This is a genomic window from Mesorhizobium sp. B2-3-15 (assembly GCF_006442875.1).
GTDB classification, from domain to species: domain Bacteria; phylum Pseudomonadota; class Alphaproteobacteria; order Rhizobiales; family Rhizobiaceae; genus Mesorhizobium; species Mesorhizobium australicum.
In genome coordinates, this window is sequence record NZ_VFVO01000006.1 from 76,290 (window position 1) to 97,186 (window position 20,897).

Annotated in this window: 21 protein-coding genes; 15 read left to right on the top strand and 6 right to left on the bottom strand. The window is 64.0% G+C overall.

Features of this window, described 5'->3' with window-relative positions:
- Nucleotides 1-27: 27 nt before the first annotated feature.
- From FJ954_RS13910 to FJ954_RS13940, 7 genes are all read left to right on the top strand, one after another.
- Complete coding sequence (locus FJ954_RS13910; protein ID WP_140661691.1) at nucleotides 28-648, top strand: ribonuclease D; 621 nt, start codon at nucleotides 28-30, stop codon at nucleotides 646-648.
- A 13-nt stretch (nucleotides 649-661) separates the two neighbouring features.
- Nucleotides 662-865 carry a hypothetical protein gene (locus tag FJ954_RS13915; RefSeq protein ID WP_140661692.1) on the top strand — a complete coding sequence of 68 codons (204 nt, stop codon included), beginning with the start codon at nucleotides 662-664 and terminating at the stop codon, nucleotides 863-865.
- Between the two features lie 108 nt (nucleotides 866-973).
- Nucleotides 974-1,228, top strand: coding sequence for a GlsB/YeaQ/YmgE family stress response membrane protein (locus tag FJ954_RS13920; protein ID WP_015315687.1), 255 nt, complete (start codon nucleotides 974-976; stop codon nucleotides 1,226-1,228).
- A gap of 25 nt (nucleotides 1,229-1,253) precedes the next feature.
- Entirely contained in the window at nucleotides 1,254-1,400 is a 147-nt protein-coding gene (locus FJ954_RS13925; RefSeq protein ID WP_140661693.1) for a hypothetical protein, read from the top strand.
- A 25-nt stretch (nucleotides 1,401-1,425) separates the two neighbouring features.
- Entirely contained in the window at nucleotides 1,426-2,340 is a 915-nt protein-coding gene (locus FJ954_RS13930) for a hypothetical protein (protein ID WP_140661694.1), read from the top strand.
- A 258-nt stretch (nucleotides 2,341-2,598) separates the two neighbouring features.
- On the top strand, nucleotides 2,599-4,872 hold the full coding sequence (locus tag FJ954_RS13935; RefSeq protein WP_140661695.1) for a transglycosylase domain-containing protein: 2,274 nt from the start codon (nucleotides 2,599-2,601) through the stop codon (nucleotides 4,870-4,872).
- 78 nt (nucleotides 4,873-4,950) lie between these two features.
- Complete coding sequence (locus tag FJ954_RS13940; RefSeq protein ID WP_140661696.1) at nucleotides 4,951-5,703, top strand: SDR family oxidoreductase; 753 nt, start codon at nucleotides 4,951-4,953, stop codon at nucleotides 5,701-5,703.
- A 95-nt stretch (nucleotides 5,704-5,798) separates the two neighbouring features.
- Here the strand turns inward: FJ954_RS13940 and FJ954_RS13945 are convergent, their stop codons facing one another.
- Together FJ954_RS13945 and FJ954_RS13950 are read right to left on the bottom strand one after the other, a co-directional pair.
- Nucleotides 5,799-7,583 (bottom strand): cation:proton antiporter, encoded by a 1,785-nt coding sequence (locus FJ954_RS13945; protein ID WP_140661697.1) that lies wholly within the window; start codon nucleotides 7,581-7,583, stop codon nucleotides 5,799-5,801.
- A 223-nt stretch (nucleotides 7,584-7,806) separates the two neighbouring features.
- Nucleotides 7,807-8,256 carry a host attachment protein gene (locus FJ954_RS13950; RefSeq protein ID WP_015315693.1) on the bottom strand — a complete coding sequence of 150 codons (450 nt, stop codon included), beginning with the start codon at nucleotides 8,254-8,256 and terminating at the stop codon, nucleotides 7,807-7,809.
- 380 nt (nucleotides 8,257-8,636) lie between these two features.
- Between FJ954_RS13950 and cysG the strand changes: the two genes are divergently transcribed.
- From cysG to FJ954_RS13980, 6 genes are all read left to right on the top strand, one after another.
- Nucleotides 8,637-10,085, top strand: a complete 1,449-nt coding sequence (gene cysG / locus FJ954_RS13955; RefSeq protein ID WP_140661698.1) for a siroheme synthase CysG — start codon at nucleotides 8,637-8,639, stop codon at nucleotides 10,083-10,085.
- A complete protein-coding gene (locus FJ954_RS13960) occupies nucleotides 10,082-10,375 on the top strand; it encodes a DUF2849 domain-containing protein (protein WP_015315695.1) in 294 nt (97 codons plus the stop codon). The genes cysG and FJ954_RS13960 overlap by 4 nt, the downstream gene beginning before the upstream one ends.
- A 45-nt stretch (nucleotides 10,376-10,420) precedes the next feature.
- Complete coding sequence (locus FJ954_RS13965; protein WP_015315696.1) at nucleotides 10,421-12,091, top strand: nitrite/sulfite reductase; 1,671 nt, start codon at nucleotides 10,421-10,423, stop codon at nucleotides 12,089-12,091.
- The gene (locus tag FJ954_RS13970) at nucleotides 12,066-12,830 is read left to right on the top strand and encodes a phosphoadenylyl-sulfate reductase (protein WP_140661699.1); all 765 of its coding nucleotides are present in this window, start codon (nucleotides 12,066-12,068) and stop codon (nucleotides 12,828-12,830) included. The genes FJ954_RS13965 and FJ954_RS13970 overlap by 26 nt, the downstream gene beginning before the upstream one ends.
- Nucleotides 12,831-12,999: 169 nt before the next feature.
- Nucleotides 13,000-13,533, top strand: coding sequence for a DUF934 domain-containing protein (locus FJ954_RS13975; protein WP_140618888.1), 534 nt, complete (start codon nucleotides 13,000-13,002; stop codon nucleotides 13,531-13,533).
- A gap of 150 nt (nucleotides 13,534-13,683) precedes the next feature.
- Nucleotides 13,684-14,304, top strand: a complete 621-nt coding sequence (locus FJ954_RS13980; RefSeq protein WP_015315699.1) for a DJ-1/PfpI family protein — start codon at nucleotides 13,684-13,686, stop codon at nucleotides 14,302-14,304.
- 45 nt (nucleotides 14,305-14,349) lie between these two features.
- Here FJ954_RS13980 and FJ954_RS13985 read toward each other — a convergent pair whose 3' ends face one another.
- Both FJ954_RS13985 and FJ954_RS13990 read right to left on the bottom strand, forming a co-directional pair.
- Complete coding sequence (locus FJ954_RS13985; RefSeq protein ID WP_140618886.1) at nucleotides 14,350-15,372, bottom strand: fatty acid desaturase; 1,023 nt, start codon at nucleotides 15,370-15,372, stop codon at nucleotides 14,350-14,352.
- A gap of 89 nt (nucleotides 15,373-15,461) precedes the next feature.
- The gene (locus tag FJ954_RS13990) at nucleotides 15,462-15,662 is read right to left on the bottom strand and encodes a hypothetical protein (RefSeq protein WP_140661700.1); all 201 of its coding nucleotides are present in this window, start codon (nucleotides 15,660-15,662) and stop codon (nucleotides 15,462-15,464) included.
- A 238-nt stretch (nucleotides 15,663-15,900) separates the two neighbouring features.
- On the opposite strand from FJ954_RS13990, the gene grpE reads away from it, so the two are divergent.
- The gene (gene grpE, locus FJ954_RS13995; protein ID WP_015315702.1) at nucleotides 15,901-16,533 is read left to right on the top strand and encodes a nucleotide exchange factor GrpE; all 633 of its coding nucleotides are present in this window, start codon (nucleotides 15,901-15,903) and stop codon (nucleotides 16,531-16,533) included.
- A gap of 103 nt (nucleotides 16,534-16,636) precedes the next feature.
- A complete protein-coding gene (locus FJ954_RS14000; RefSeq protein WP_140618884.1) occupies nucleotides 16,637-17,269 on the top strand; it encodes a trimeric intracellular cation channel family protein in 633 nt (210 codons plus the stop codon).
- 79 nt (nucleotides 17,270-17,348) lie between these two features.
- Here the strand turns inward: FJ954_RS14000 and FJ954_RS14005 are convergent, their stop codons facing one another.
- Nucleotides 17,349-18,224, bottom strand: a complete 876-nt coding sequence (locus FJ954_RS14005; protein ID WP_041163320.1) for a GNAT family N-acetyltransferase — start codon at nucleotides 18,222-18,224, stop codon at nucleotides 17,349-17,351.
- A 241-nt stretch (nucleotides 18,225-18,465) separates the two neighbouring features.
- Entirely contained in the window at nucleotides 18,466-20,760 is a 2,295-nt protein-coding gene (locus FJ954_RS14010; RefSeq protein WP_140661701.1) for a PAS domain-containing hybrid sensor histidine kinase/response regulator, read from the bottom strand.
- Nucleotides 20,761-20,897: the final 137 nt, after the last annotated feature.

Here is a 20,897-nt window from a genome sequence, read left to right on the forward strand (position 1 = left end):
GGGTAACGCCGCGACCCGGAGAAAACGATGAGCGATATCCGCTTCCATAAAAACGATCTGCCCGACCTTTCGCATTACGATGTCGCGGCGGTGGCGATCGATACGGAGACGCTTGGCCTCAACCCGCACCGAGACCGGCTCTGCGTGGTGCAGATCTCGCCTGGCGACGGCAGCGCCGATGTCATCCAGATCGCGCCGGGCCAGAAGGAAGCACCAAACCTGGTCAAGCTGCTGGCAAACGACAGGGTGACCAAGCTGTTCCACTACGGTCGCTTCGACCTCGCCGTGCTCTACCATGCGTTTGGCGTGATGGCCGAGCCGGTGTTCTGCACCAAGATCGCCTCGCGGCTGACGCGCACTTACACCGACCGGCACGGGCTGAAGGACATCTGTTTCGAGCTTCTCGGCATCGGTCTGTCCAAGGCGCAGCAATCGTCGGATTGGGCGGCCGAAACGCTGTCGCCCGAACAGCTCGAATACGCCGCCTCCGATGTGCTCTATCTGCATCGTTTGCGCGATGCGCTGGCGGGACGGCTGGCGCGCGAGGGCCGCACGAAGGAGGCGGACGCCTGTTTCCGCTTCCTGCCGACGCGGGCCAAGCTTGACCTGATGGGTTGGGACGAAGAGGATATCTTCGCTCACAGCTGAGAAAAGGGATGAGATGGCGGACAGAAAACCGATATCGAGCGCGCCGACCGATGGCTCCAAGGTCACCGTCACCTGGAAGGACAGCGACGGAGTCCTCAATGAATCCTTAGCGCAATACCGCGACGGCGGCTGGTGGGTCTACACCGACAGCCATACGCAGAAGAAGGTCGAGCCGACCAGCTGGCGGCCCGCTGCCAGCGACGACGACGACCAGTGAGCGCCGCTGGCGAGGCCGGCTGCTTTCGACTAGCCTGAAGCCGTTGATATCGGGGCCGATTCGGAGCCTTCCGCTCCGCACCCGCCCTCTTGCACGGAGGAACCCGCCATGGGCGTCGAAAGCCTTCTCGTCTTCATCCTCATCGGTGCCATCGCCGGCTGGCTCGCCGGTCTCATCGTTTCGGGTTTCGGCTTCGGCCTGATCGGCAACATCATCGTCGGCATTATCGGCGCGTTCATCGCCGGCTGGCTGTTTCCGCGCATCGGCTTCTCGATCGGTGGTGGCATCATCGCCTCCATAATCCACGCCACGATCGGCGCCATCATCCTTTTGGTTCTGGTCAGGGTGCTGAAACGAGCCTGAGGTTCGGCACGACAAAAGGCGCGCCATGAAGCAGAATACGCTCTATCTCATCATTGGCGCGCTCATCGTCGTGGTCGTCGCGCTGGGCGCCTACGTCTACCGCGAGCAGGCCAGGCCGAAAGGCGTCGAACTCAAGATCGACGACAAGGGCATTTCAATCCAGCAGAACTGAACCCGCCGGGATCCAGGAGCGTGACATGGGGGCTTCCGACGCGTGGCAGAGCGGAGAGCGGCCCAGGATTACCGTGGCGGAATGGGAGAGGCTGAACCGGCCGCCACGACGCGAGGCGTTGCTGCGCTATTACTGGCGGACTTTTCGCTTCCTGAGGACATCCGCGCCGGTTAGCGAATTGCAGGGACGACAGCAATCGTTCCGTGACGCGGTCGTCGCTAGCGTTGCCTTCAACCGGCCTGATGTGATCGCATGGCAGATCCACCTCGTGCGCCGACACCTGGCCGAGCACGAGAGCTATATCGTCTTCGACAACAGCAAGAAGGAGGAGGCGAGGGAAGCCATCCGCGACCTCTGCCTGCGCCAGCACGTCCCCTATGTAGCGTTGCCGAGGAACAGGCTGACGGTCAGCAGATCGCACGGCCAGGCGCTCAACTGGATCGTGCGCAATTTCATGACCGGCTTGGCCCCGAAGGTCTTCGGCTTCATCGACCATGACATCTTTCCGACGGAATCTTTTTCAATCCGCGACCGGCTGAAGGGCAAGAGCGTTTACGGCAGTGTCCGGCGCGACACTCCGACGCCGGGCGGCTGGTTCTTGTGGCCCGCCTTCTGTTTTTTCGACGGAAGCCTGTTGCGGCAGCGGCTGGATTTCGCGCCGAGCTACAAATTCCGTATGGACTCGGGTGGCGGCAACTGGCCGCTGCTCTACCGCACGATCGACCAGGCGCTGGTCAGATTTACCGAGAACAAGTTGCTGCGCTGCGGCGAGGGCGATGACGAGCACGAGGATTTCTTCATGTCGGTCGACGGCTGGCTGCATGTAACCAATGCCTCGAACTGGCGAAGGCAGCCGGTTGACAGGCGCGAACAACTTGTCGCCTTGTTGCGGCAAGCTGCGGGTCCTGACCATCTGGATGTGAAGTTCGAGCCGATCTAGAAGGGTCGGGGTCCGTCGACCGCTCGAACAATGTCGTTGCGGTCACCTGCGAGGAGCAGGCGCTGGCCTTCTATCCGCCGGCGTCGATTGTCGGAACGGCAGGCTCGGGGATCGAGCCAGGCTTCGGAGAGAAGAGGATTAACAAATTCCTAACGGAATTCAGAGGTTTGGCCGAAGGCCTGCTTAACCCGCCCTTAAATCGCCGCATCTACTCTTCAACCCGAGCGCCATTGGCACCGGGGACATCAAGCGCAGCGCATGGCGAACCGCAGAGACAGTCGCATCGAGCCCAGCTTCGAGGGACCGCCGCGAGCGAGATCCCAGACGGGTCTTTCGGTGAGCGAGGAGGACCGCGTCGTGCCGAGCAACCGCAAAGCCTCCGCCAAACGCAAATCATCGAAGGCGAAATCGTCGCGGGGGAGGCGCGGCGGAGGCGGGCGCGGGCTGTTCGGCGTGCTCGGCCGGCTGTTCTACTGGTGCTTCGTGCTCGCCATCTGGGGCGGCATCGCGGTGGCCGGCGTCGTCATCTACTATGGCGCCAAGATGCCGGCGGCCACGACCTGGTCGATTCCCGATCGTGCGCCCAACATCAAGATCGTCTCGGCCGATGGGCAATTGCTGGCCAATCGCGGCATGAGCGGCGGCGAGGCGGTCGGCCTGCACGAAATGTCCCCCTATATCCCCGAGGCGGTCATCGCCATCGAGGACCGCCGTTTCTATTCGCATTTCGGTGTCGATCCGATCGGCCTGTCGCGCGCCATGGTCACCAACCTCATCGGCGGGCATTTCTCGCAAGGCGGTTCGACGCTGACGCAGCAATTGGCCAAGAACCTCTTCCTGACGCCGGATCGTACGCTGGAGCGTAAAGTGCAGGAGGTGCTGCTGGCCCTATGGCTCGAGCACAAGCACAGCAAGGACCAGATACTCGAAATGTACCTCAACCGGGTCTATTTCGGCTCCGGCGCCTATGGCGTCGAGGCGGCCTCGCGGCGCTATTTCGGCAAGAGCGCGCGCGACGTCACGCTGTCCGAAGCCGCCCTGCTTGCCGGCCTCTTGAAAGCGCCCTCGCGGCTGTCGCCGGCGCGCGATCCCAAGGCCGCCGAGGAGCGTTCGCAGCTGGTGCTCGGCGCCATGCGCGAGGAGGGCAAAATCAGCGAAAAGGAGCTGAAAACGGCGCTCAGCGCGCCGGCGACGCGCTCGCCATCCTACTGGACCGGTTCGGAAAACTATGTCGCCGACACCATCATGGAAGAATTGCCCGACCTGATCGGCGACGTGCGCGGCGATATCGTGATCGATTCTACCGTGGACCTGAACCTGCAGAAGCTCGCCGAAAAATCGATCCGCCGGCTGATCGACGACAGCGGCAAGAAGCTCAACGTCACCCAGGGCGCGCTGGTGTCGATCGACGATTCCGGCGCGGTACGCGCCATGGTCGGCGGCTACGACTATTCGACCAGCCAGTTCGACCGTGCCTCGGAGGCGCGCCGGCAGCCGGGCTCGGCGTTCAAGCCGTTTGTCTATATGGCGGCACTTGAGGCCGGCCGCACGCCTGACAGCATCCGCAACGATGCGCCGATCAAGATCGGCAACTGGACACCGGACAATTACGGCGGCAAGTACTTTGGCAAGGTCACCTTGGCGACAGCGCTGGCAAAATCGCTGAACTCGGTTGCCGCGCAGCTGACCATGGAAGTCGGCCCGAACGCGGTGGTGGAAGCCGCGCACCGCATGGGCATCCAGTCCGACCTGCAGGCCAACACCTCGATCGCGCTCGGCACCTCGGAAGTGACGCCATTGGAGCTGACTTCGGCCTATGTGCCCTTCGCCAATGGCGGCTACAAGCCGGACATCCATTTCATCCGCCGCGTGACGACGTCAGACGGCAAGGTGCTCTACGACAGCGCCGGCGGCAGCGCACCGCGCGTGATCAAGCCCGAGATCGTCGGCATGATGAATTCGATGATGACCGGCACGGTCGAGGTCGGCACCGCCAGGAAGGCGGCTTTCGCCTGGCCGTCGGCCGGCAAGACCGGCACCAGCCAGAATTCGCGCGACGCCTGGTTCGTCGGCTACACCGCCAATCTGACCACCGGCGTATGGTTCGGCAATGATGACGGCACGGCGATGAAGAAGGTCACCGGCGGCGCGCTGCCGGCGCAGGCCTGGCACGAGTTCATGGTCGCCGCGCATGAGGGCTTGCCGGCGCGGCCGCTGCCCGGCACCTGGAAATCGACGCCGGCCGACACCATCGTCCCGGACGAGATTCCCTCGGCCAGCAACAACCAGCCGGCACCGGTTCCGTCGGCGTCCGTCGGCCAGCAGGCGCCGGCCGCGCAGGCCGCGACACAGGCGACGCCAGCGCCGGTCCGTGCGGCGCGGCCTGCCCAGACCGTCGATGCCGATGGCTTCGATATGCCGGCGGATGACGGCACCACCGCTTCGGTCGGACATCCGGTGCCGCCAGGCAGCGTCGGCGGTCGGCTCAAGAAACGGCAGACGTCGATCCTGGATATCCTTGGCGGCGGCTGAGCAGCCGGCTGGCGGCGTCAATCCGCCTCTCGCCACCTCGGCGGCATTCGGCTACATGTCCAGCCCGGAGACCGCGACATGACCGAGACCGACACCAGAAAAACCATCGTGCTGACCGGCGCCAGCCGCGGTATCGGCCATGCCACCGTCAAGCGCTTTTCGCGCGAGGGCTGGCGCGTCATCACCTGCTCGCGCCAGGCTTTTGCCGAGGATTGTCCGTGGCCGGCAGGGCCGGAAGATCACATCAAGGTCGATCTCGCCGACCAGGAGGATGTCGGCATCGCGGTCTCGGAAATCCGCCATCGGCTGGAAGCACATGGTGGCCAGTTGCACGCGCTGGTCAACAATGCAGGCATTTCGCCCAAGCTCAAGGACGGCAACAGCCGCATGAACTCGATCGACACGCCGATGCATGTCTGGCGCGACGTGTTCCAGGTCAATTTCTTCGCGCCGATCATGCTGGCGCGCGGCCTATTCAAGGAATTGGCGGCGGCCAAGGGCTCGATCGTCAATGTGACGTCGATCGCCGGCACCCGCGTGCATCCCTTCGCCGGCACCGCCTATGCGACGTCGAAGGCCGCGCTCGGCTCGCTGACGCGCGAGATGGCGCATGATTTCGGCCCGCACGGCATCCGTGTCAACGCCATCGCGCCAGGCGAGATCGACACCGCGATCCTGTCGCCGGGCACGGAAAAAATCGTCGAGACCATCCCACTGCGGCGCCTGGGCACCACGGCTGAGGTCGCCGACATCATCTTCTTCCTGTGCTCGAGCCAAGCGTCCTACGTGACCGGCTCGGAAATCCACATCAATGGCGGCCAGCACGTGTGAACTGGTCGAGCCAAGGCCCGCTAATCTGGCCAGGGTGACAACAGCCTTCGCAGTTCATTCGTGGCTTGATCAACGCGCCTGTGGGCAGCGCCGGCTTAGGCAGCGGACGGTTCAGCGACCCGCGGCTTGTGGCCAAGCACCTCTTCGACAATGCCGCGCGCGATCTCGCGTTCGCCCATGATCACCGTATCGGCGCCGAGCCCCTTGAGATGCTCGACCTCGGCATCCGAATGGGCGCGGGCGACGACGTTGATGTTGGGATTGGCGGCGCGTGCCCGCAGCACGATCTGGCCGGCCTCGAACGCGTTGGGAATGGCAAGGATCAGCCGCGTGGCGCCTTCGGGATTGGCGGCGGCGAAGACTTCGGCGTTGGCGGCGTTGCCGGCGACGGTTTCGATGCCGTCCGTTTTCAGCTTCGCCAGCGTCTTGTCGGCATCCTCGATGACCAGGAAAGGCCTTGCTGCTTCTTTCAACGCGGCGCGGACGAGGCCGCCGACGCGGCCGTAGCCGATCAGGATAGCATGACCGGTGAGCGCCGTCCTTGGTGGCGGGCCGTCTTCCTTTTTGGGCGCTACGGCGACCGAGGCGACATGGCCCGGTTCCGTCGCAGGGGCAACCGGCTTGGCGTCCGCCGGCGGCGCCGTCCTGGCGGCGCGGGCCTCGAGCCACGGCTTCATCCAGTCGATGACCAGGAACATCAGCGGGTTGAGCACGATCGACAGGATGGCGCCGGCCAGGATGAGGTCCCGTCCCTGTTCGGGCAGAAGTTTCAGCCCGACGCCGAGTTCGGCCAGGATGAAGGAGAATTCGCCGATCTGGGCAAGGCTGGCCGAAATCATCAAGGCCGTGGCCAGCGGATAGCCGAAGGCGACGACGATGACGAACGCCGCCAGCGACTTGCCGATGACGATGATGGCCAGCGTCGCCAGGATCGGCAGGCCGTTGCTGAACAGGCTGAGGGGGTCGAACAGCATGCCGACGGAGACGAAGAACAGCACCGAGAAAGCATCGCGCAGCGGCAGCGATTCTTCCGCGGCGCGGTGGCTGAGCTCGGATTCGCTCATGATCATGCCGGCGAAGAAGGCGCCCAGCGCCAGCGAGACGCCGAACAGTTTTGCCGCGCCGAAGGCGACGCCGAGCGCTATTGCCAGCACCGAGAGACGGAACAGTTCGCGCGACCCGGTATGGGCGACATAGTGCAGGATCCAGGGAATGACCCTGCGGCCGACCACCAGCATGACGACGACGAAGGCGGCGACCTTCGCCAGCGTGATGCCGACGACACCCCAGATGCCGTAACTGGCCGGCAGCGCCAGCAGGCCGCTCGAATGGGCATCGGCCTGTTCCTGGCCGCCGAGTACGCCGGCAAGGGCCGGCAACAGCACCAGCGCCAGCACCATGGCCAGATCCTCGACGATAAGCCAGCCAACGGCGATGCGGCCGCGCTCGGTCTCGATCAAGCGGCGTTCCTGAAGCGCGCGCAGCAGCACCACGGTCGAGGCGACCGATAGCGCCAGGCCAAACACCAGGCCCGCGCCCATCGACCAGCCGAGCATCCAGGACAGCCCGGCGCCGAGCGCCGTGGCAAAGCCGATCTGGACAATGGCGCCCGGCACGGCAATGGCGCGGACCGACAGAAGGTCCTTCAGCGAAAAATGCAGGCCGACGCCGAACATCAGGAGGATGACGCCGATTTCGGCCAATTCGTTGGCAAGGCCGGCGTCGGCGACAAAACCGGGTGTGTTCGGCCCAACCAGCACGCCGGCCACGAGATAGCCGACCAGTGGCGGAATGCGGAACCGATTGGCGAGGGCGCCGAAGACGAAAGCCAGCCCCAGACCGGCGACGATGGTGGCGATAAGGGGCGTGTCATGCGGCATTGTCTATGGAGCGCCTTTCAAGCCAGCGATGTCGGATATGCGCCGCCCTAAGCCGCCGCCTGTTTGCAATATGGTGGACGGGGGGTCGGCGATGCAACCCGCAAAGCCGCGAATCAACGTCGAGACGGCAAAAACCTGACCGGCAGCTGAGTGACTGCCGGTCAGGTGCTTGGGTTCAGTGGCGACCGTGCTGCGACCCGATAGGCGCCTTCGCCGCGCGTGGTCAGGCTGCCTGCAGCAATGCCTCGATCTCGAAAATGGCGTGGTTGGTCATGGTCTTCGGGATTTCGGCCGTCACCTTGTCGCCAACCTCCTTATGCAGCTTCTTGCGCATCGCGCCGAGCACCATGGGCGGGGCGACAAGCACAAGACTGTCGAATGCACCCTCATGTGCAAGCTTGTAGAGGCGGGCGGCAATCTCCTCGGCGAAGCGTTCCTTGCCGATGCGATGCCAGTCGGTCTCCTCGACCGCGCTGCGATGCACGGATGGGCCGTCATTGTATCGACCGGGGCTGTCGCTTCCCTGTTCGCGTGTGGGCGGGTTCTCCTGTTCCATCACCTGCACGACTTCAAGGTTGGGAAACTTGGTGTCGCCGGCGTTCTTGAGCAGGAGCGCCTTTTCGCCGTCGGCCACCAAAACCCAAATGCCATGCTTCAGTTTGATCGTGTTCATAGGGACGCTCCTTGTTGAGTGGTGGCTATACCGGGAACGCATTTTGACCCGTCAACGTTCCACCCGAACGGAGGACCGAGTGGCCGTGCAGACAGGCGCTGAAGACGAAATCACCACCGGACGACTTTAATCTACTGAATTGGTAGAAATTAGAAAAAACTGTTTTGTGGGATCGGTCGCCGGCAGCTAAAAGTGCCTGAAATCAAGGCGCGTTTCAGCAGCCCGGGCGCTCCCGGTGCATGGGCATGGAATATTTTTCTCCTGCCCTTCGCGGTTGCAGAAAAGCGATTGCCTGCCATCACCGGATGCGCGAGTGCTTTGCTTCTGCTTTTTTACGCTTGGGCGTAAAACTGCGACCCTGTTCCCGGATCTGCTTTGTCATGTCGCAAGCCACCACCAAGCTCAACGCCTTCCCCGTCTTCATGCGGGTCGAGGGCGAAGCCGTGGCCATTGTCGGCGGCGGCGAGGAGGCTTTGGCCAAGGCGCGGCTGATCGCCCAGTCGAGCGCGGTCCTGCACTTCATCGCTGGGGATGCCGAACCGGATCTGTTGGCCTTCATCGCCGAGACGGGCGCGAACCATATGCCCGGCGCGTATGATGCTTCGCAGCTTGAAGGCGCCGTGATGGTGTTTGCCGCCAGTGGCGACGAGGCGCTCGACCGTCGCGTCGCCGCCGACGCGCGCCGGCTGGGCATTCCCGTCAATGCCGTCGACCGGCCGGACCTCTGTGATTTCTTCACTCCGGCGCTGGTCAACCGCGCACCGGTCGCCGTGGCGATCGGTACCGAAGGCGCGGGCCCCGTGCTTGCCCAGATGCTGCGCAGCCGCATCGAACGCATGCTGTCGCCCTCGCTCGGGCCACTGGCAGCGCTTGCGGCGTCGTTCCGCAATGCCGCCGAGAGATTGCCCAGGGGCAATGTACGTCGCCGTTTCTGGAGCGACTTCTTCGGCGGAGCGCCAGCACGCGCCGTCGAGGCCGGCGAATTTTCACAGGCGCGCGAAGCCGCCACCGATCTGCTGTTGTCCGACGCGCCCATTCGCGGCCACATCGCCCTGGTGGGCGCCGGTCCCGGCGCCGAGGACCTCCTGACCCTGCGGGCGCATCGTCTGCTTATGGAGGCCGATGTCATCGTCCATGACGCGCTGGTGCCGGAGGCGATCGTCGCCATGGGCCGCCGCGATGCCGAGCGCCTGCCGGTGGGAAAGCGCAAGGGCTGCCATACCAAGAGCCAGGCCGAAATCAATGCGCTGCTGGTGGATCTCGGCCGTCAGGGCAAGCGCGTCGTGCGGCTGAAATCGGGCGATCCGCTGGTGTTCGGCCGCGCCGGCGAGGAGATGGCCGCGCTTCGTGACGCCGGCATCGCCTATGAGGTGGTTCCAGGCGTCACAGCGGCCTTTGCCGCTGCCGCCGATTTCGAACTGCCGTTGACGCTGCGCGGCGTTTCCTCCTCGATGGTGTTCACCACCGGCCACGATCTCAAGGGCAATTCACTGCCGGATTGGGCCAAGCTCGCGATTTCCGGCGCTACCGTTGCCGTCTACATGGGCCGCTCGGTCGCGGCCGAAGTTGCTGGCCGGCTGATCGAGGCGGGCTTGTCGCCGGACACGGCGGTCGCCGTGGTCGAGAATGCCAGCCTCGCCAATCGCCGACGCTTCCACGGCACGCTTGCCGACCTGCCGTCGCTGGAAGCGGGCGCCGATCTGTCGGGCCCGGTCATGACCATCATCGGCGACGCCGTCGCCGGCGCCAATTTCGAGCGGTCCGAGCCGCTCGCGGCACACAGGCACGAGAGCGTGCCCGTAGCAGCCGCCGAGGGAGTTCAGCCATGAAGATACTGACCGCCAATCGCCTCGGCGACGGCATTGCCGTGTGGTACGCCGATGGCGGCTGGGCCGAGACGGTGGACCATGCGGACCTTGCCCACGACAAGGCGGCCGAGGATCGGCTGGAGGCGATCGGCGCCAAGGCCCATGCCGACAATGAAGTGGTCGACGTCAATCTGATCGACGCGGACATCGTCGACGGCGTTGTCGAGCCGGTGCGGCTGCGCGAGAAGATCCGCGCCGCTGGCCCGACCATCCGCAACGACCTCGGCAAGCAGGCCGAGCGGGCGGCATAGCCAGGACACCAGGTGAACGGGCGGACGCGCCCTGAAAGACGAAGCATGTACCGTTACGATGAGTTCGACCACGATTTTGTCCAGGCCCGCGTCGCCGAGTTCAGCGACCAGGTCGAGCGCCGGCTGTCCGGCGAGATCACCGAGGACCAGTTCCGGCCGCTCCGGCTGATGAACGGTGTCTATCTGCAGCTGCACGCCTACATGCTGCGCATCGCGGTGCCCTACGGCACGCTGAACGGCAAGCAGTTGCGCATGCTCGGCCACATCGCCCGCAAATACGATAAGGGCTACGGCCATTTCACCACGCGCCAGAACATCCAGTTCAACTGGCCGGCGCTGTCGGACATTCCGGCGATCCTGGCGGACCTGGCCAGCGTGGAGATGCACGCCATCCAGACCAGCGGCAACTGCATTCGCAATGTCACCGCCGATCATTTTGCCGGGGCTGCCGCCGACGAGGTCGCCGACCCGCGTCCCTATGCGGAAATCCTGCGGCAGTGGTCTTCGGTGCATCCGGAATTCTCGTTCCTGCCGCGCAAGTTCAAGATCGCGGTGACGGGAGCCGAGCGCGATCGCGCCGCCATCCAGACGCACGATATCGGCCTGCACCTGAAGAAGAACGCCGCCGGCGAACTCGGCTTCGCCGTCTATGTCGGTGGTGGCCAGGGCCGCACGCCGATGGTGGCGAGGAAGATCCGCGACTTCTTGCCCGAAGCCGACCTTCTCTCCTACTGCACGGCGATCCTGCGCGTTTACAATCTCTATGGCCGCCGCGACAACAAATACAAGGCGCGCATCAAGATCCTGGTCCACGAGACCGGCGCAGAGGAAATCACCCGCCAGGTCGAGGCCGAGTGGCAGGAATTGAAGGACGCGGAGCTGAAGCTGCCCGAGGCGGACATCCGCGCGATCGAGGCCTATTTCGCACCGCCGGCGCTGACCGGGCGGCCGGACGGCGACGCTGCCGTCAAGGTGGCGCGGCTGGATTCCAAGGGCTTCTCGGACTGGCTCGACCAGAACGTGGTGACGCACCGCCACCCCGACTACGCGGCGGTGACGATCTCGCTCAAGGGTATCGGCGAGGTGCCGGGCGATGCGACCGACAGCCAGATGGAAGCGGTCGCCGACATTGCCGAGAAATATGCCTTCGACGAGCTTCGCGTCAGCCACGAGCAGAACCTGATCCTGCCGCATGTGGCGCGTGCCGACCTCAAGGCGGTCTATGACGCGCTGGTCGACATCGGGCTGGCGACGGCTAATTCCAACCTGATCTCGGACATCATCTCGTGCCCGGGCCTCGATTATTGCGCGCTGGCGACGGCACGCTCGATCCCGATCGCACAGGAAATCTCGCGCCGCTTCGCCTCGCTGGAGCGGCAGCGCGAGATCGGCGAATTGAAGCTGAAGATCTCCGGCTGCATCAATGCCTGCGGCCACCACCATGTCGGCCATATCGGCATCCTCGGTGTCGAGAAGAAGGGCTCCGAACTCTACCAGGTGACATTGGGCGGTTCGGCCGACGAGAACACTTCGGTCGGCGAGATCATCGGCCGTGGCTTCTCTTCGGAAGAAATCACCGACGCCATCGAGCAGATCGTCGACACCTATCTCGGCCTTCGGCTCAACCCGCAGGAAAAATTCATCGACGCCTACCGCCGTGTCGGTCCCGCGCCGTTCAAGGAGGCGCTCTATGCTGGCGAAGCCAAGGCCGCTTGACCATATTGCCGATGCCGATGACGGCATCGCCGCCAAAGCGGCGGGGTTTGACGCGCTCTACGGTCATCTCAGCCCGATCGAGATCATCGAACGATCGGCCAACGATCTGTTTCACGACGAGATCGCCGCCGTGTCTTCGTTCGGCGCGGATTCGGCAGTGCTGCTGCATATGATCGCCAAGATCGACCGCACGCTGCCGGTCATCTTCCTCGATACCGGCAAGCATTTCGAAGAGACGCTCGGCTATCGCGACGCGCTGGTCGCCGATTTCGGATTGACCAACATCCGGGTGATCAAGCCGGACGAAGCGGCGCTCGAACGGATCGACCCGACCGGCAATCTGCACCAGAACAACACCGATGCCTGCTGCGACGTGCGCAAGGTCGAGCCGCTGGCACGTGGCGTCGCACCCTTTCGCGCCTGGTTCACGGGCCGCAAACGGTTCCAGGCCTCGACACGGGCCGCACTTCCGGTGTTCGAGGCGGTCGGCCCTCGCATCCGCATCAATCCGCTGGCGCACTGGACGACGTCGGACCAGGCCGACTACATGCGCGCGCATGCGCTGCGCGAAAACCCACTGGTCGCCTATGGTTATCTGTCGATTGGCTGCTTTCCCTGCACGCAGCCGGTGCAGCCGGGCGAGGATGCGCGCAGCGGCCGCTGGGCCGGCCACGCCAAGACCGAGTGCGGCATTCACCTGTCGGGACTGGAAGTGTCGCTGACCGACGCATCACTATAGGGTATGTTGCCATTCAGGTGAGGCCGGGCTGCAAACGGCGGCTTCCTGCGCTTCCGGTGCTCACGGACTTCAAGTACGTTCCGCTCCGGTTCTCGCAAGCCGCCGTTTTCGACACAGCCTGACCTGAATTTCAACACACGCTCGAACTCTTCGAATTTTAGGAATTTTGATGACTGGACCGACGACACCGGAGACACGGCTCTGGACCCCGGAGGGTTTTCGCGAGGACGAGTGGAGCCATGCCGAGAGCGCCGACGCGCTTTCCGGCAATGGCCGATTCATCTTGCCGCTGCAGGCGTTCCTCGATCTCGACCCGGAGGTGCGCCGCTCGGCGAAGGAGCGGCTCGGCGTCGTGCTGCAGCCCGGCGACCAGCTCGAGAAGATCGCCGACCTGCTCGATCAGCTGTCGCTGGTGGCGCTGGCCTTCCCGGCTTTCGGCGACGGCCGCTCCTTCTCAAAGGGCGAACTGCTGCGCAGCCGTTATCATTTCACGGGCGCGCTGCGTGCCACCGGGCAGGTCTTGGTCGACCCGTTGCCGCACATGCTGCGGCTTGGCTTCGATGAATTCGAGATCTCGAATCCAGTGCTCTTGAAGCGCCTTGAAGAAGGCCGCACCGGCGGGTTGGGGCTTTATTACCAGCCAGCCGCCATAACGGAGACCAAGGGTCCGAAATATTCCTGGCGGCGCCTTCGCAACAGCTGACGCTTTTTCCAGCAAGGCCGAAGGCCTCTCACTCGAAAAACTGGTCGTACCAATTGTGCAATTTGCGCTTTTCCTCCCGGCATCTTGCCCTTAGGATACCCCCGTTATTTCGCGACCCGAAATAAATAGCCACAAAGGGAGGAACCGGGAATGGCTGGCAAGAAGATATTGATGCTCGTTGGCGAGTTCAGCGAGGAATACGAGATTTTCGTCTTTGAACAGGCCATGCATGCCGTCGGCCATACCGTGCATGTCGTTTGCCCGGACAAGAAGGCGGGCGATGTGCTGAAGACATCGCTGCACGATTTCGAGGGCCACCAGACCTACACCGAGAAGCCCGGACACGATTACATCCTCAACAAGACGTTTTCCGAGGTTGATCCGGCCCAGTACGATGCCGTCTACGCGGCAGGCGGGCGTGGTCCCGAATACATCCGTATCGACAAGCGCGTGCAGGCGCTGGTGCGGCACTTCCATGAGACAGGCAAGCCGATCTTCACCATCTGCCATGGCGTGCAGATCCTGATCGCGGTCGACGGCGTGGTGCGGGGCAGGGAAGTGGCGGCGCTTCACTATTGCGAGCCGGAAGTCACGCTGGCCGGCGGCATCTATATCGACGTCGCGCCGAACGGGGCCCATGTCGACGGCAATCTCGTTTCGGCCAAGGGCTGGCCGGGCCTGTCCAATTTCATCCGCGAATGCCTGAAGGTGCTGGGCACGGAGATCCGCCATGGCCAGATCCTGATGCGCGACGAGCGGCAAGCGGCCTGAGAAAGGTTTGGGAAATACCGCCGCGCGCTGGCGCGGCGGTATGCTCTACGCCGCCATCCGCGCTTCGCGGAACGACACCAGTTTGTGGCTGCTTTCGTCCCACAAGGCCAGTTTGACGCAGCGCAGGCTCTCTAGGAGCGTGACGCGGCCGATGCCGCGCAGCTCGGGATAATCCCGCAGCACTTCCTGCAGCCGGTAGCCGGGCACCTTGGCGGAGAGGTGGTGGACGTGGTGAACGCCGATATTGCCGGTGAACCAGTTCAGCACCGGCGGGAGGTCGTAATAGGACGAGCCGTGCAGGGCGGCGCGCTGGAACTCCCATTCCTCATCCTTCGCCCATTCGGTCTCCTCGAACTGGTGCTGGACATAGAACAGCCAGATGCCGGCCGAACCGGCGAGAATGACGATCGGCAGATGGACGATCAGGAACGCGCCGGGACCGATGACCCAGATGAGGATGGCCGCGGCAAGCGCGATGCCAAGATTGGTGGTCATTGACGACACCCAGGGCGTCAGGCCGCCACGCATCATGCCGATAGGCAGCCTTTGCGAGAAGATGAACAGCCAGATCGGCCCCAGGCCGAACATCACCAGGGGATGACGGTAGAGGCGATAAGCCAGGCGACCCCGCCAGGACATCCGCCGGTATTCGGCGACGGTCAGCGTCCTGATGTCGCCCATGCCGCGTTCGTCGAGATTGCCGGCGCTGGCATGATGGGTGGCATGGGCACGCCGCCAGCAGTCGTAGGGCGTCAGCGTCAGGATGCCCAGTGCGCGGCCGATCCAGTCATCGGCGATGCGATTGGCAAAGAAGGAGCCATGGCCGCAATCGTGCTGGATCATGAAAATCCGCACCAGGAAGCCGGCCGCGGGCAGGATCAGGACCAGTCCCCACCAATGACCATAGGCATAGGCAGCGGAAGACAGAGCCCACAGCGTGGCGAAAGGAATGAGGGTGATGGCGAGTTCGAGTGTGCTACGCCGCCTGTCAGGCTTCTTGTAGCGCGCCAGGATCTTGAGCCAGGCGCGCTTGCTGTTGGCAGCTGCCTCGGGGGAAATCATGTTCATCAGGAAGCATAGGCAGGGTGTGCCGCCACCGCAAGCCAAGGATCACGCAAAGTTACTGTGCGTAATTGTCGCGTAAAGCCCGGGCGGTCCTACTGCCGTCGCCAGCCGGCGCCGCCATCCTCGACCCGGTCGAGATGCTCGAGCAATTGCTCAAACCGGTCCGGGATGTCAGGTTCGATGCGGAAGGCTGGCAAGGTGCGCAGAAAGCGCGTCACTGCCTCGGCGCCGAACTGGCGCCGAACCTCCGCAGCGAGCCTTTCGCCTTTTTCAAGCTTGTTGCGGGTCATCATTTCAAAAATCCTGCGTCGGCTCCGAAACTCCCCCAGCAGCGGAATGGTTCCCGCATCACCGCCTCGTGGCAAGCAAAGCCGGCAAGTACGGTAAAATTTGAATTAAAATCGAGGCGTCCCCATCGTGCTTTCCTGGTCAGGCCGCAGGCGCCTGCGGTCGCTTTCCCCTTGATTTTTGGCCTGCGAACCTCGATATCGGGCACAAAATCCATACCATTCGAGATGACGGGAAACGGCGATGAGCGACCAGGCAAAAGACGAACGCACGCCCAATGAAGCCGAGGCGGCCGAGGCCAATGCCGAGCGCACGGAAGGCAGCACCGATGGCGACTACGAAGCGCTTGTACGGCTGCTGAAGGAAAATGAAGAACTGAAGGACCGCGCGCTGCGGGTCGCGGCCGAGATGGAAAACCTGCGCCGCCGCACCGCGCGCGACGTGCATGACGCGCGCACTTATGCGGTGGCGAATTTCGCCCGCGACATGCTGTCGGTGTCGGACAATCTGCGCCGCGCCCTGGATGCCATTCCGGCCGAGGCCAAGGCATCGGGGGATGCCGGCTTCAAGGCGCTGATCGAAGGCGTCGACCTGACCGAGCGCGCCATGCTGTCGGCGCTGGAGCGGCATGGGGTCAAGAAACTCGCTCCCGAGGGCGAGAAGTTCGATCCCAATTTCCACCAGGCAATGTTTGAAGTGCCCAATCCCGATGTTCCGGCCAACACCGTGGTCCAGGTCGTGCAGCCGGGCTATTCGATCGGCGAGCGGGTGCTGCGCCCGGCCATGGTCGGCGTCGCCAAGGGTGGTCCGAAAATCGCCGCCGACGCGCCGGTCGAGCCAGGGCCGGTCAATGAGCAGGCCGAGAAGGATGCGTGATTAGTGGGGTAGCGATAGAGAGTTGTGAGTAGCAAGGACTGGGCCGGGTATGCGCCTGCTTTGCCAATTGCCATTCACTACTGACTACTTCACTACTCACTCCATGAACCCGATCGCCCTCCTCGACTATGCCGGCGTTGCGGTCTTCGCGGCGACGGGGGCGTTGGCGGCGTCGCGCAAACAGCTCGACATTATCGGCTTCCTGTTCCTGGCCAGCGTCACCGGCATCGGCGGCGGCACGCTTCGCGACGTCATCCTCAATCTGCCGGTTTTCTGGGTCGCCAACTCTAGCTACGTGCTGATTTGCGCGGCGGCCGCTGTGCTGGTTTTCTTTGCCGCGCACCGTATCGAATCCCGCTGGAAATGGCTGCTCTGGCTCGACGCCATCGGGCTGGCCGCTTTTTCGGTGATGGGTGCGGCCAAGGGACTGGCCATTACCGGTTCGCCGGTCGTCTCCGTCATCACCGGCGTGCTCACCGCCACGTCCGGCGGCATCCTGCGCGATCTGCTGGCCGGCGAACCCTCGGTGCTGCTGAGGCCGGAAATCTATGTTACGGCCGCTCTCACAGGCGCTGCCATCTTCACGGCTGGCGACGTCACAGGATTGCCGCCGATCGTTTCAGAGCTGGCCGGCTTCGCCGCGGCGTTCGCGGTGCGCGGCGGCGCGCTCCGTTTCGGCTGGACCTTTCCAGCCTACAAGAGCCGGCCCGGCCGGCGGCCGGAAGACATTCCGTGAGGAGAGGGAGTAGGGGAGTGGTCAGTAGTCGCCGAAGCGCGAATCGTGTCGTCTTGACTACTGACTACTGCCTAATCGCTCACGCGGCGAAGCGCTGCGCTTCCCCGCCATAATAGTTGACGTAGCGGGCACCGATCTCCTTGACCGGCATCACGACGAAAATGTCGACCGTGGAGAATTCGCGGTCGATGACGCAACCATCGCCGATGCGAGCGCCGACCCGCAGATAGCCCTTGACCAGAGGCGGCATCGCCGCGATCGCCGCCTTGGTGTTGACCGCCTCGATCGGCATCAGGTCCATGGAGCAATAGCGCCCGGACACAGCGCGCACGTCCCAGGCCGAGTTGGTGCGGCAGTGATGGGCAAGATAAGTGAGCGCCTCCGCATGCGCGGCCGGCACGGTGCCATGGAACGAGGCGCAGCCGGTCATCACCCCGATCTCGTAGTGATTGATGTAGGCCCAGATGCCTTGCCATAGCGCTTCGATGGTGCGCTTCGAACGGTATTCCGGCAAGACACAGGAACGGCCGAGTTCAAGGAAGCGCTGGCTGGGATGGCGGGCGATGAGCTTGGTCAGCTCGAATTCGCCTTCGGAATAGAAGCCTCCGGCGGTTGCCGCGATTTCTTGCCGCAGCAACCGATAGGTGCCGACGATGCGACGGTGCTCAGGGCCGGAAAGCGTGGTGTCGAGGACGAGCAGATGGTCGCAGAGCGGGTCGAAGCGGTCGGCATCGCGGCGGTCCTGCGCCTGGAACAGATCCTTCCTGGCGCCAAGCTCGTCATAGAATACACGGTAACGCACTTCCTGCGCGGCCGCGATCTCGGCCTCGTTGCGGGCGAGCCGCACTTCGAGATTGCCGATACGGCCGAGCGCCGCGCCCTTTATGACGGAATCGACATTACGTCCGGCGAGCAAGGCGCTGCTGGCGTTCGGCCGAGTGTCACATTCCGGCATAACTGTATGCACGAGTGATTCTCCTTCGAGCCATCCCTCTTGGCACGGGGATACGGTGTAGGTGCAACAGGATTGTGACAGTACCGTGATACGGCGTCGCGGGCAATACTTCGTCGGCTGGCGAAAACGGTCAACCGGCTACGTTGCGTCACAAGACCCCAGGCGCGTCGCGTTCGCGGGCGCCGAAAATGGGCTGGTTTTTGGCGGCCTTGACCAGCCACGCACCCCGGAAAAAGCTGGCTCAAGCGGCGACCTGGCCCTCGACGGCACTGACCAGCGCATCGGGGTCGAGCGGCTTGGTGACGAAGCCGCTGGCGCCGTGGGCGAGCACCGCATGGCGGGTCTTTTCCTGGCTGTCGGCCGACAGCACCATGATCGGCACCGGCGGCACGGAGGCCTCCTCTTCATGGCGGCGGATCGCGGCAATGGCGTCCAGTCCGTCCATGACGGGCATATGAAGATCCATCAGAACCACGTCGAAGCGGTGCTTGTGGCCGGCACCGGTGACCGCCTCGACGGCGGCCTTGCCGTTGCCGACCACCTTGACGCGATGCCCGGCCTTCAACAGCGTCGCGCGGGCCAGCATGGCATTGATGTCGTTGTCCTCGGCGATCAGCACGGACAGGCCCTGCTGGCGTTCGCCTGAGGCACGAAGCGCCGGTGCGCGGCGTTTTTCCGGCTGCGGCTGGGCCAGGACCGGTGCGTGGCTGCTCAAAAGGACACGCAAAAGTGTTCCTCCGCGCACTGGCCGGGCAAGGAAAGTCGCGTAGCCGCTGGCACGAAACTCGCCCAGCATGCCGCGGTCGGTGGGTGCGATCAGCGTGACGGCTTCGCAATCGGAAAACCCATACTGGCGAAGCCGCTTGAGCAGCCTTCCGTCACTCTCTTCCATGGCCGCGTCGACCAGAAGCACGTCGCAGCCGTCGGCAAAGGATGCGGCCTGAGCCACGGTGGTGGCGATTCCGGCCGCTCCGCCATTGGAGCGGATGGTGCGGGCGATGGCGTCGGCCTCGACGGTGTTCTTGGAGACGATCACGGCGCGTCGCCCGGCAAGCGCGTTCAACCGGCCCTGCGGCGGCTCGGTGGCTGATGTGGCGGGAATCTCGAAGACGAATTCCGATCCCTGGCCAAGCCGGCTGGAAACCGAAATCGTGCCGCCCATGGCGGCCACCAGGCGCTTGGAGATGGCAAGTCCCAGTCCAGCACCGCCATGCGTGCGCGTCGAGGTGCCGTCGGCCTGCTCAAACTCCTCGAAGATGCGCTCCATGTCCTCGTCGCGCAGGCCGGGACCGGTATCGGCGATGGTGAAGCAGATGCGGTCGCTGGTCTCGGTTCGGGCGCGCGCGACGCTGACCAGCACGCCGCCACTGTCGGTGAACTTGATGGCGTTGCCGATGAGGTTGAGCAGCACCTGCCTGACCCGGCCCGGATCGGCGGTGATCAATTGCGGCACATCCGGTTCGACATGGCAGCCAAGGCCAATGCTCTTGGCGAAGGCGCGCGCGGCCATCAATTCGATGATGTTGTCGGCGATCTCGCGCACCGACATGGGCTGCGGTTCGGGATCGAAGCGTCCGGCCTCGATCTTGGAATAATCGAGCAAGTCCTCGATCAGGGCAAGCAAGGCGCTGGCCGAGGTCGAGATGGCGCCGACATAGGTCTGCTGCTCCGGCGAAAGGCTGGTGTCGGCGAGCAGCCTGGCCATGCCCATGATGCCGTTCATCGGCGTGCGGATCTCATGGCTGACGGCGGCGAGGAAGCGCGACTTGGCCTGGCTCGCGAATTCGGCCCGCTCGCGCGCGGTGATCATGGACGACTCTGCGCGCTTGCGTGCTGTGATGTCGCGGGCGATGGCGCGATGCGAAACGGCACCGCTGTCCTTTTCGCGCACCGACAGCTCGATCCAGGAGAACCAGCGCGGGCCCGTCGGCGTGCGGATGGCAACGTCGGTGGAACTCAGGCATTCATGATCCGAGAAAGCCGCATCGGGAACGATACCGACCTCGATGCCGAGTTCGGCCAACGTCTTGCCGGCAAGATCGCGCGGATCGGTTTCGACGAGGTCGGCGAACACCTTGTTGGCGTAGACGATGTAGCCGTCGCGGTCGCGATGGATGACGAGATCGCCGAGCGCGTCGATGAGACCGCGAAAGCGCTCCTCGCTTTCCTGCATCTCCCACATGCGGTCGGCCAGCGTCTCGATCTCGGCGCGGTTACGGGCGGTGGTTTCGTCGAGCAGGACGGCAGTGCGGCGTACGCTGCGTCTGGCGCGCAGATGCATGGCCAGGCCAGCAAGGCCGGTTGCCAGCAAGGCAAGGCTGATGAAGACTGGCGCCCCCGTCAGGGATGAGAGGCCGGCCAGCAGCATGACGGCAACGAAGGTCAGGATCGGCAGGCCTTCGCGCTTGGCCGGTTGCTGATCAGGGACAAGCGGCGGCGCGGCGATAAACCGCCGCGCCGATACCGGCGGTTGTACCGATGCCGCATCGATGTCGTCGCCGGCGTCGGCCTGTTGGCTGTCGGATTCCGCGATCATGCGAAATCCTTTGCCAGACAGAGATTATGGAAAATTGCGGGGGATCGTTCGAATTTTAGCGGATCGGGCGTTTTTGGCCCGGCGGCGACGGATTTGCCAGCCAATGTGGCAATTCCGCCCGGCGCCTGCCACCCCTG

Coding starts and splice junctions, on each gene's coding strand:
- FJ954_RS13965 (WP_015315696.1), top strand. CDS start 10,421: ATGTACCGTTACGATGAGTTCGACCACGATTTTGTCCAGGCCCGCGTC.
- FJ954_RS13980 (WP_015315699.1), top strand. CDS start 13,684: ATGGCTGGCAAGAAGATATTGATGCTCGTTGGCGAGTTCAGCGAGGAA.
- FJ954_RS13915 (WP_140661692.1), top strand. CDS start 662: ATGGCGGACAGAAAACCGATATCGAGCGCGCCGACCGATGGCTCCAAG.
- FJ954_RS13945 (WP_140661697.1), bottom strand. CDS start 7,583: ATGCCGCATGACACGCCCCTTATCGCCACCATCGTCGCCGGTCTGGGG.
- FJ954_RS13935 (WP_140661695.1), top strand. CDS start 2,599: ATGGCGAACCGCAGAGACAGTCGCATCGAGCCCAGCTTCGAGGGACCG.
- FJ954_RS14005 (WP_041163320.1), bottom strand. CDS start 18,224: ATGCCGGAATGTGACACTCGGCCGAACGCCAGCAGCGCCTTGCTCGCC.
- FJ954_RS13910 (WP_140661691.1), top strand. CDS start 28: ATGAGCGATATCCGCTTCCATAAAAACGATCTGCCCGACCTTTCGCAT.
- FJ954_RS13975 (WP_140618888.1), top strand. CDS start 13,000: ATGACTGGACCGACGACACCGGAGACACGGCTCTGGACCCCGGAGGGT.
- FJ954_RS14000 (WP_140618884.1), top strand. CDS start 16,637: ATGAACCCGATCGCCCTCCTCGACTATGCCGGCGTTGCGGTCTTCGCG.
- FJ954_RS13930 (WP_140661694.1), top strand. CDS start 1,426: ATGGGGGCTTCCGACGCGTGGCAGAGCGGAGAGCGGCCCAGGATTACC.
- FJ954_RS14010 (WP_140661701.1), bottom strand. CDS start 20,760: ATGATCGCGGAATCCGACAGCCAACAGGCCGACGCCGGCGACGACATC.
- FJ954_RS13985 (WP_140618886.1), bottom strand. CDS start 15,372: ATGAACATGATTTCCCCCGAGGCAGCTGCCAACAGCAAGCGCGCCTGG.
- FJ954_RS13990 (WP_140661700.1), bottom strand. CDS start 15,662: ATGATGACCCGCAACAAGCTTGAAAAAGGCGAAAGGCTCGCTGCGGAG.
- FJ954_RS13940 (WP_140661696.1), top strand. CDS start 4,951: ATGACCGAGACCGACACCAGAAAAACCATCGTGCTGACCGGCGCCAGC.
- FJ954_RS13950 (WP_015315693.1), bottom strand. CDS start 8,256: ATGAACACGATCAAACTGAAGCATGGCATTTGGGTTTTGGTGGCCGAC.
- FJ954_RS13960 (WP_015315695.1), top strand. CDS start 10,082: ATGAAGATACTGACCGCCAATCGCCTCGGCGACGGCATTGCCGTGTGG.
- FJ954_RS13970 (WP_140661699.1), top strand. CDS start 12,066: ATGCTGGCGAAGCCAAGGCCGCTTGACCATATTGCCGATGCCGATGAC.
- cysG (WP_140661698.1), top strand. CDS start 8,637: ATGTCGCAAGCCACCACCAAGCTCAACGCCTTCCCCGTCTTCATGCGG.
- FJ954_RS13920 (WP_015315687.1), top strand. CDS start 974: ATGGGCGTCGAAAGCCTTCTCGTCTTCATCCTCATCGGTGCCATCGCC.
- FJ954_RS13925 (WP_140661693.1), top strand. CDS start 1,254: ATGAAGCAGAATACGCTCTATCTCATCATTGGCGCGCTCATCGTCGTG.
- grpE (WP_015315702.1), top strand. CDS start 15,901: ATGAGCGACCAGGCAAAAGACGAACGCACGCCCAATGAAGCCGAGGCG.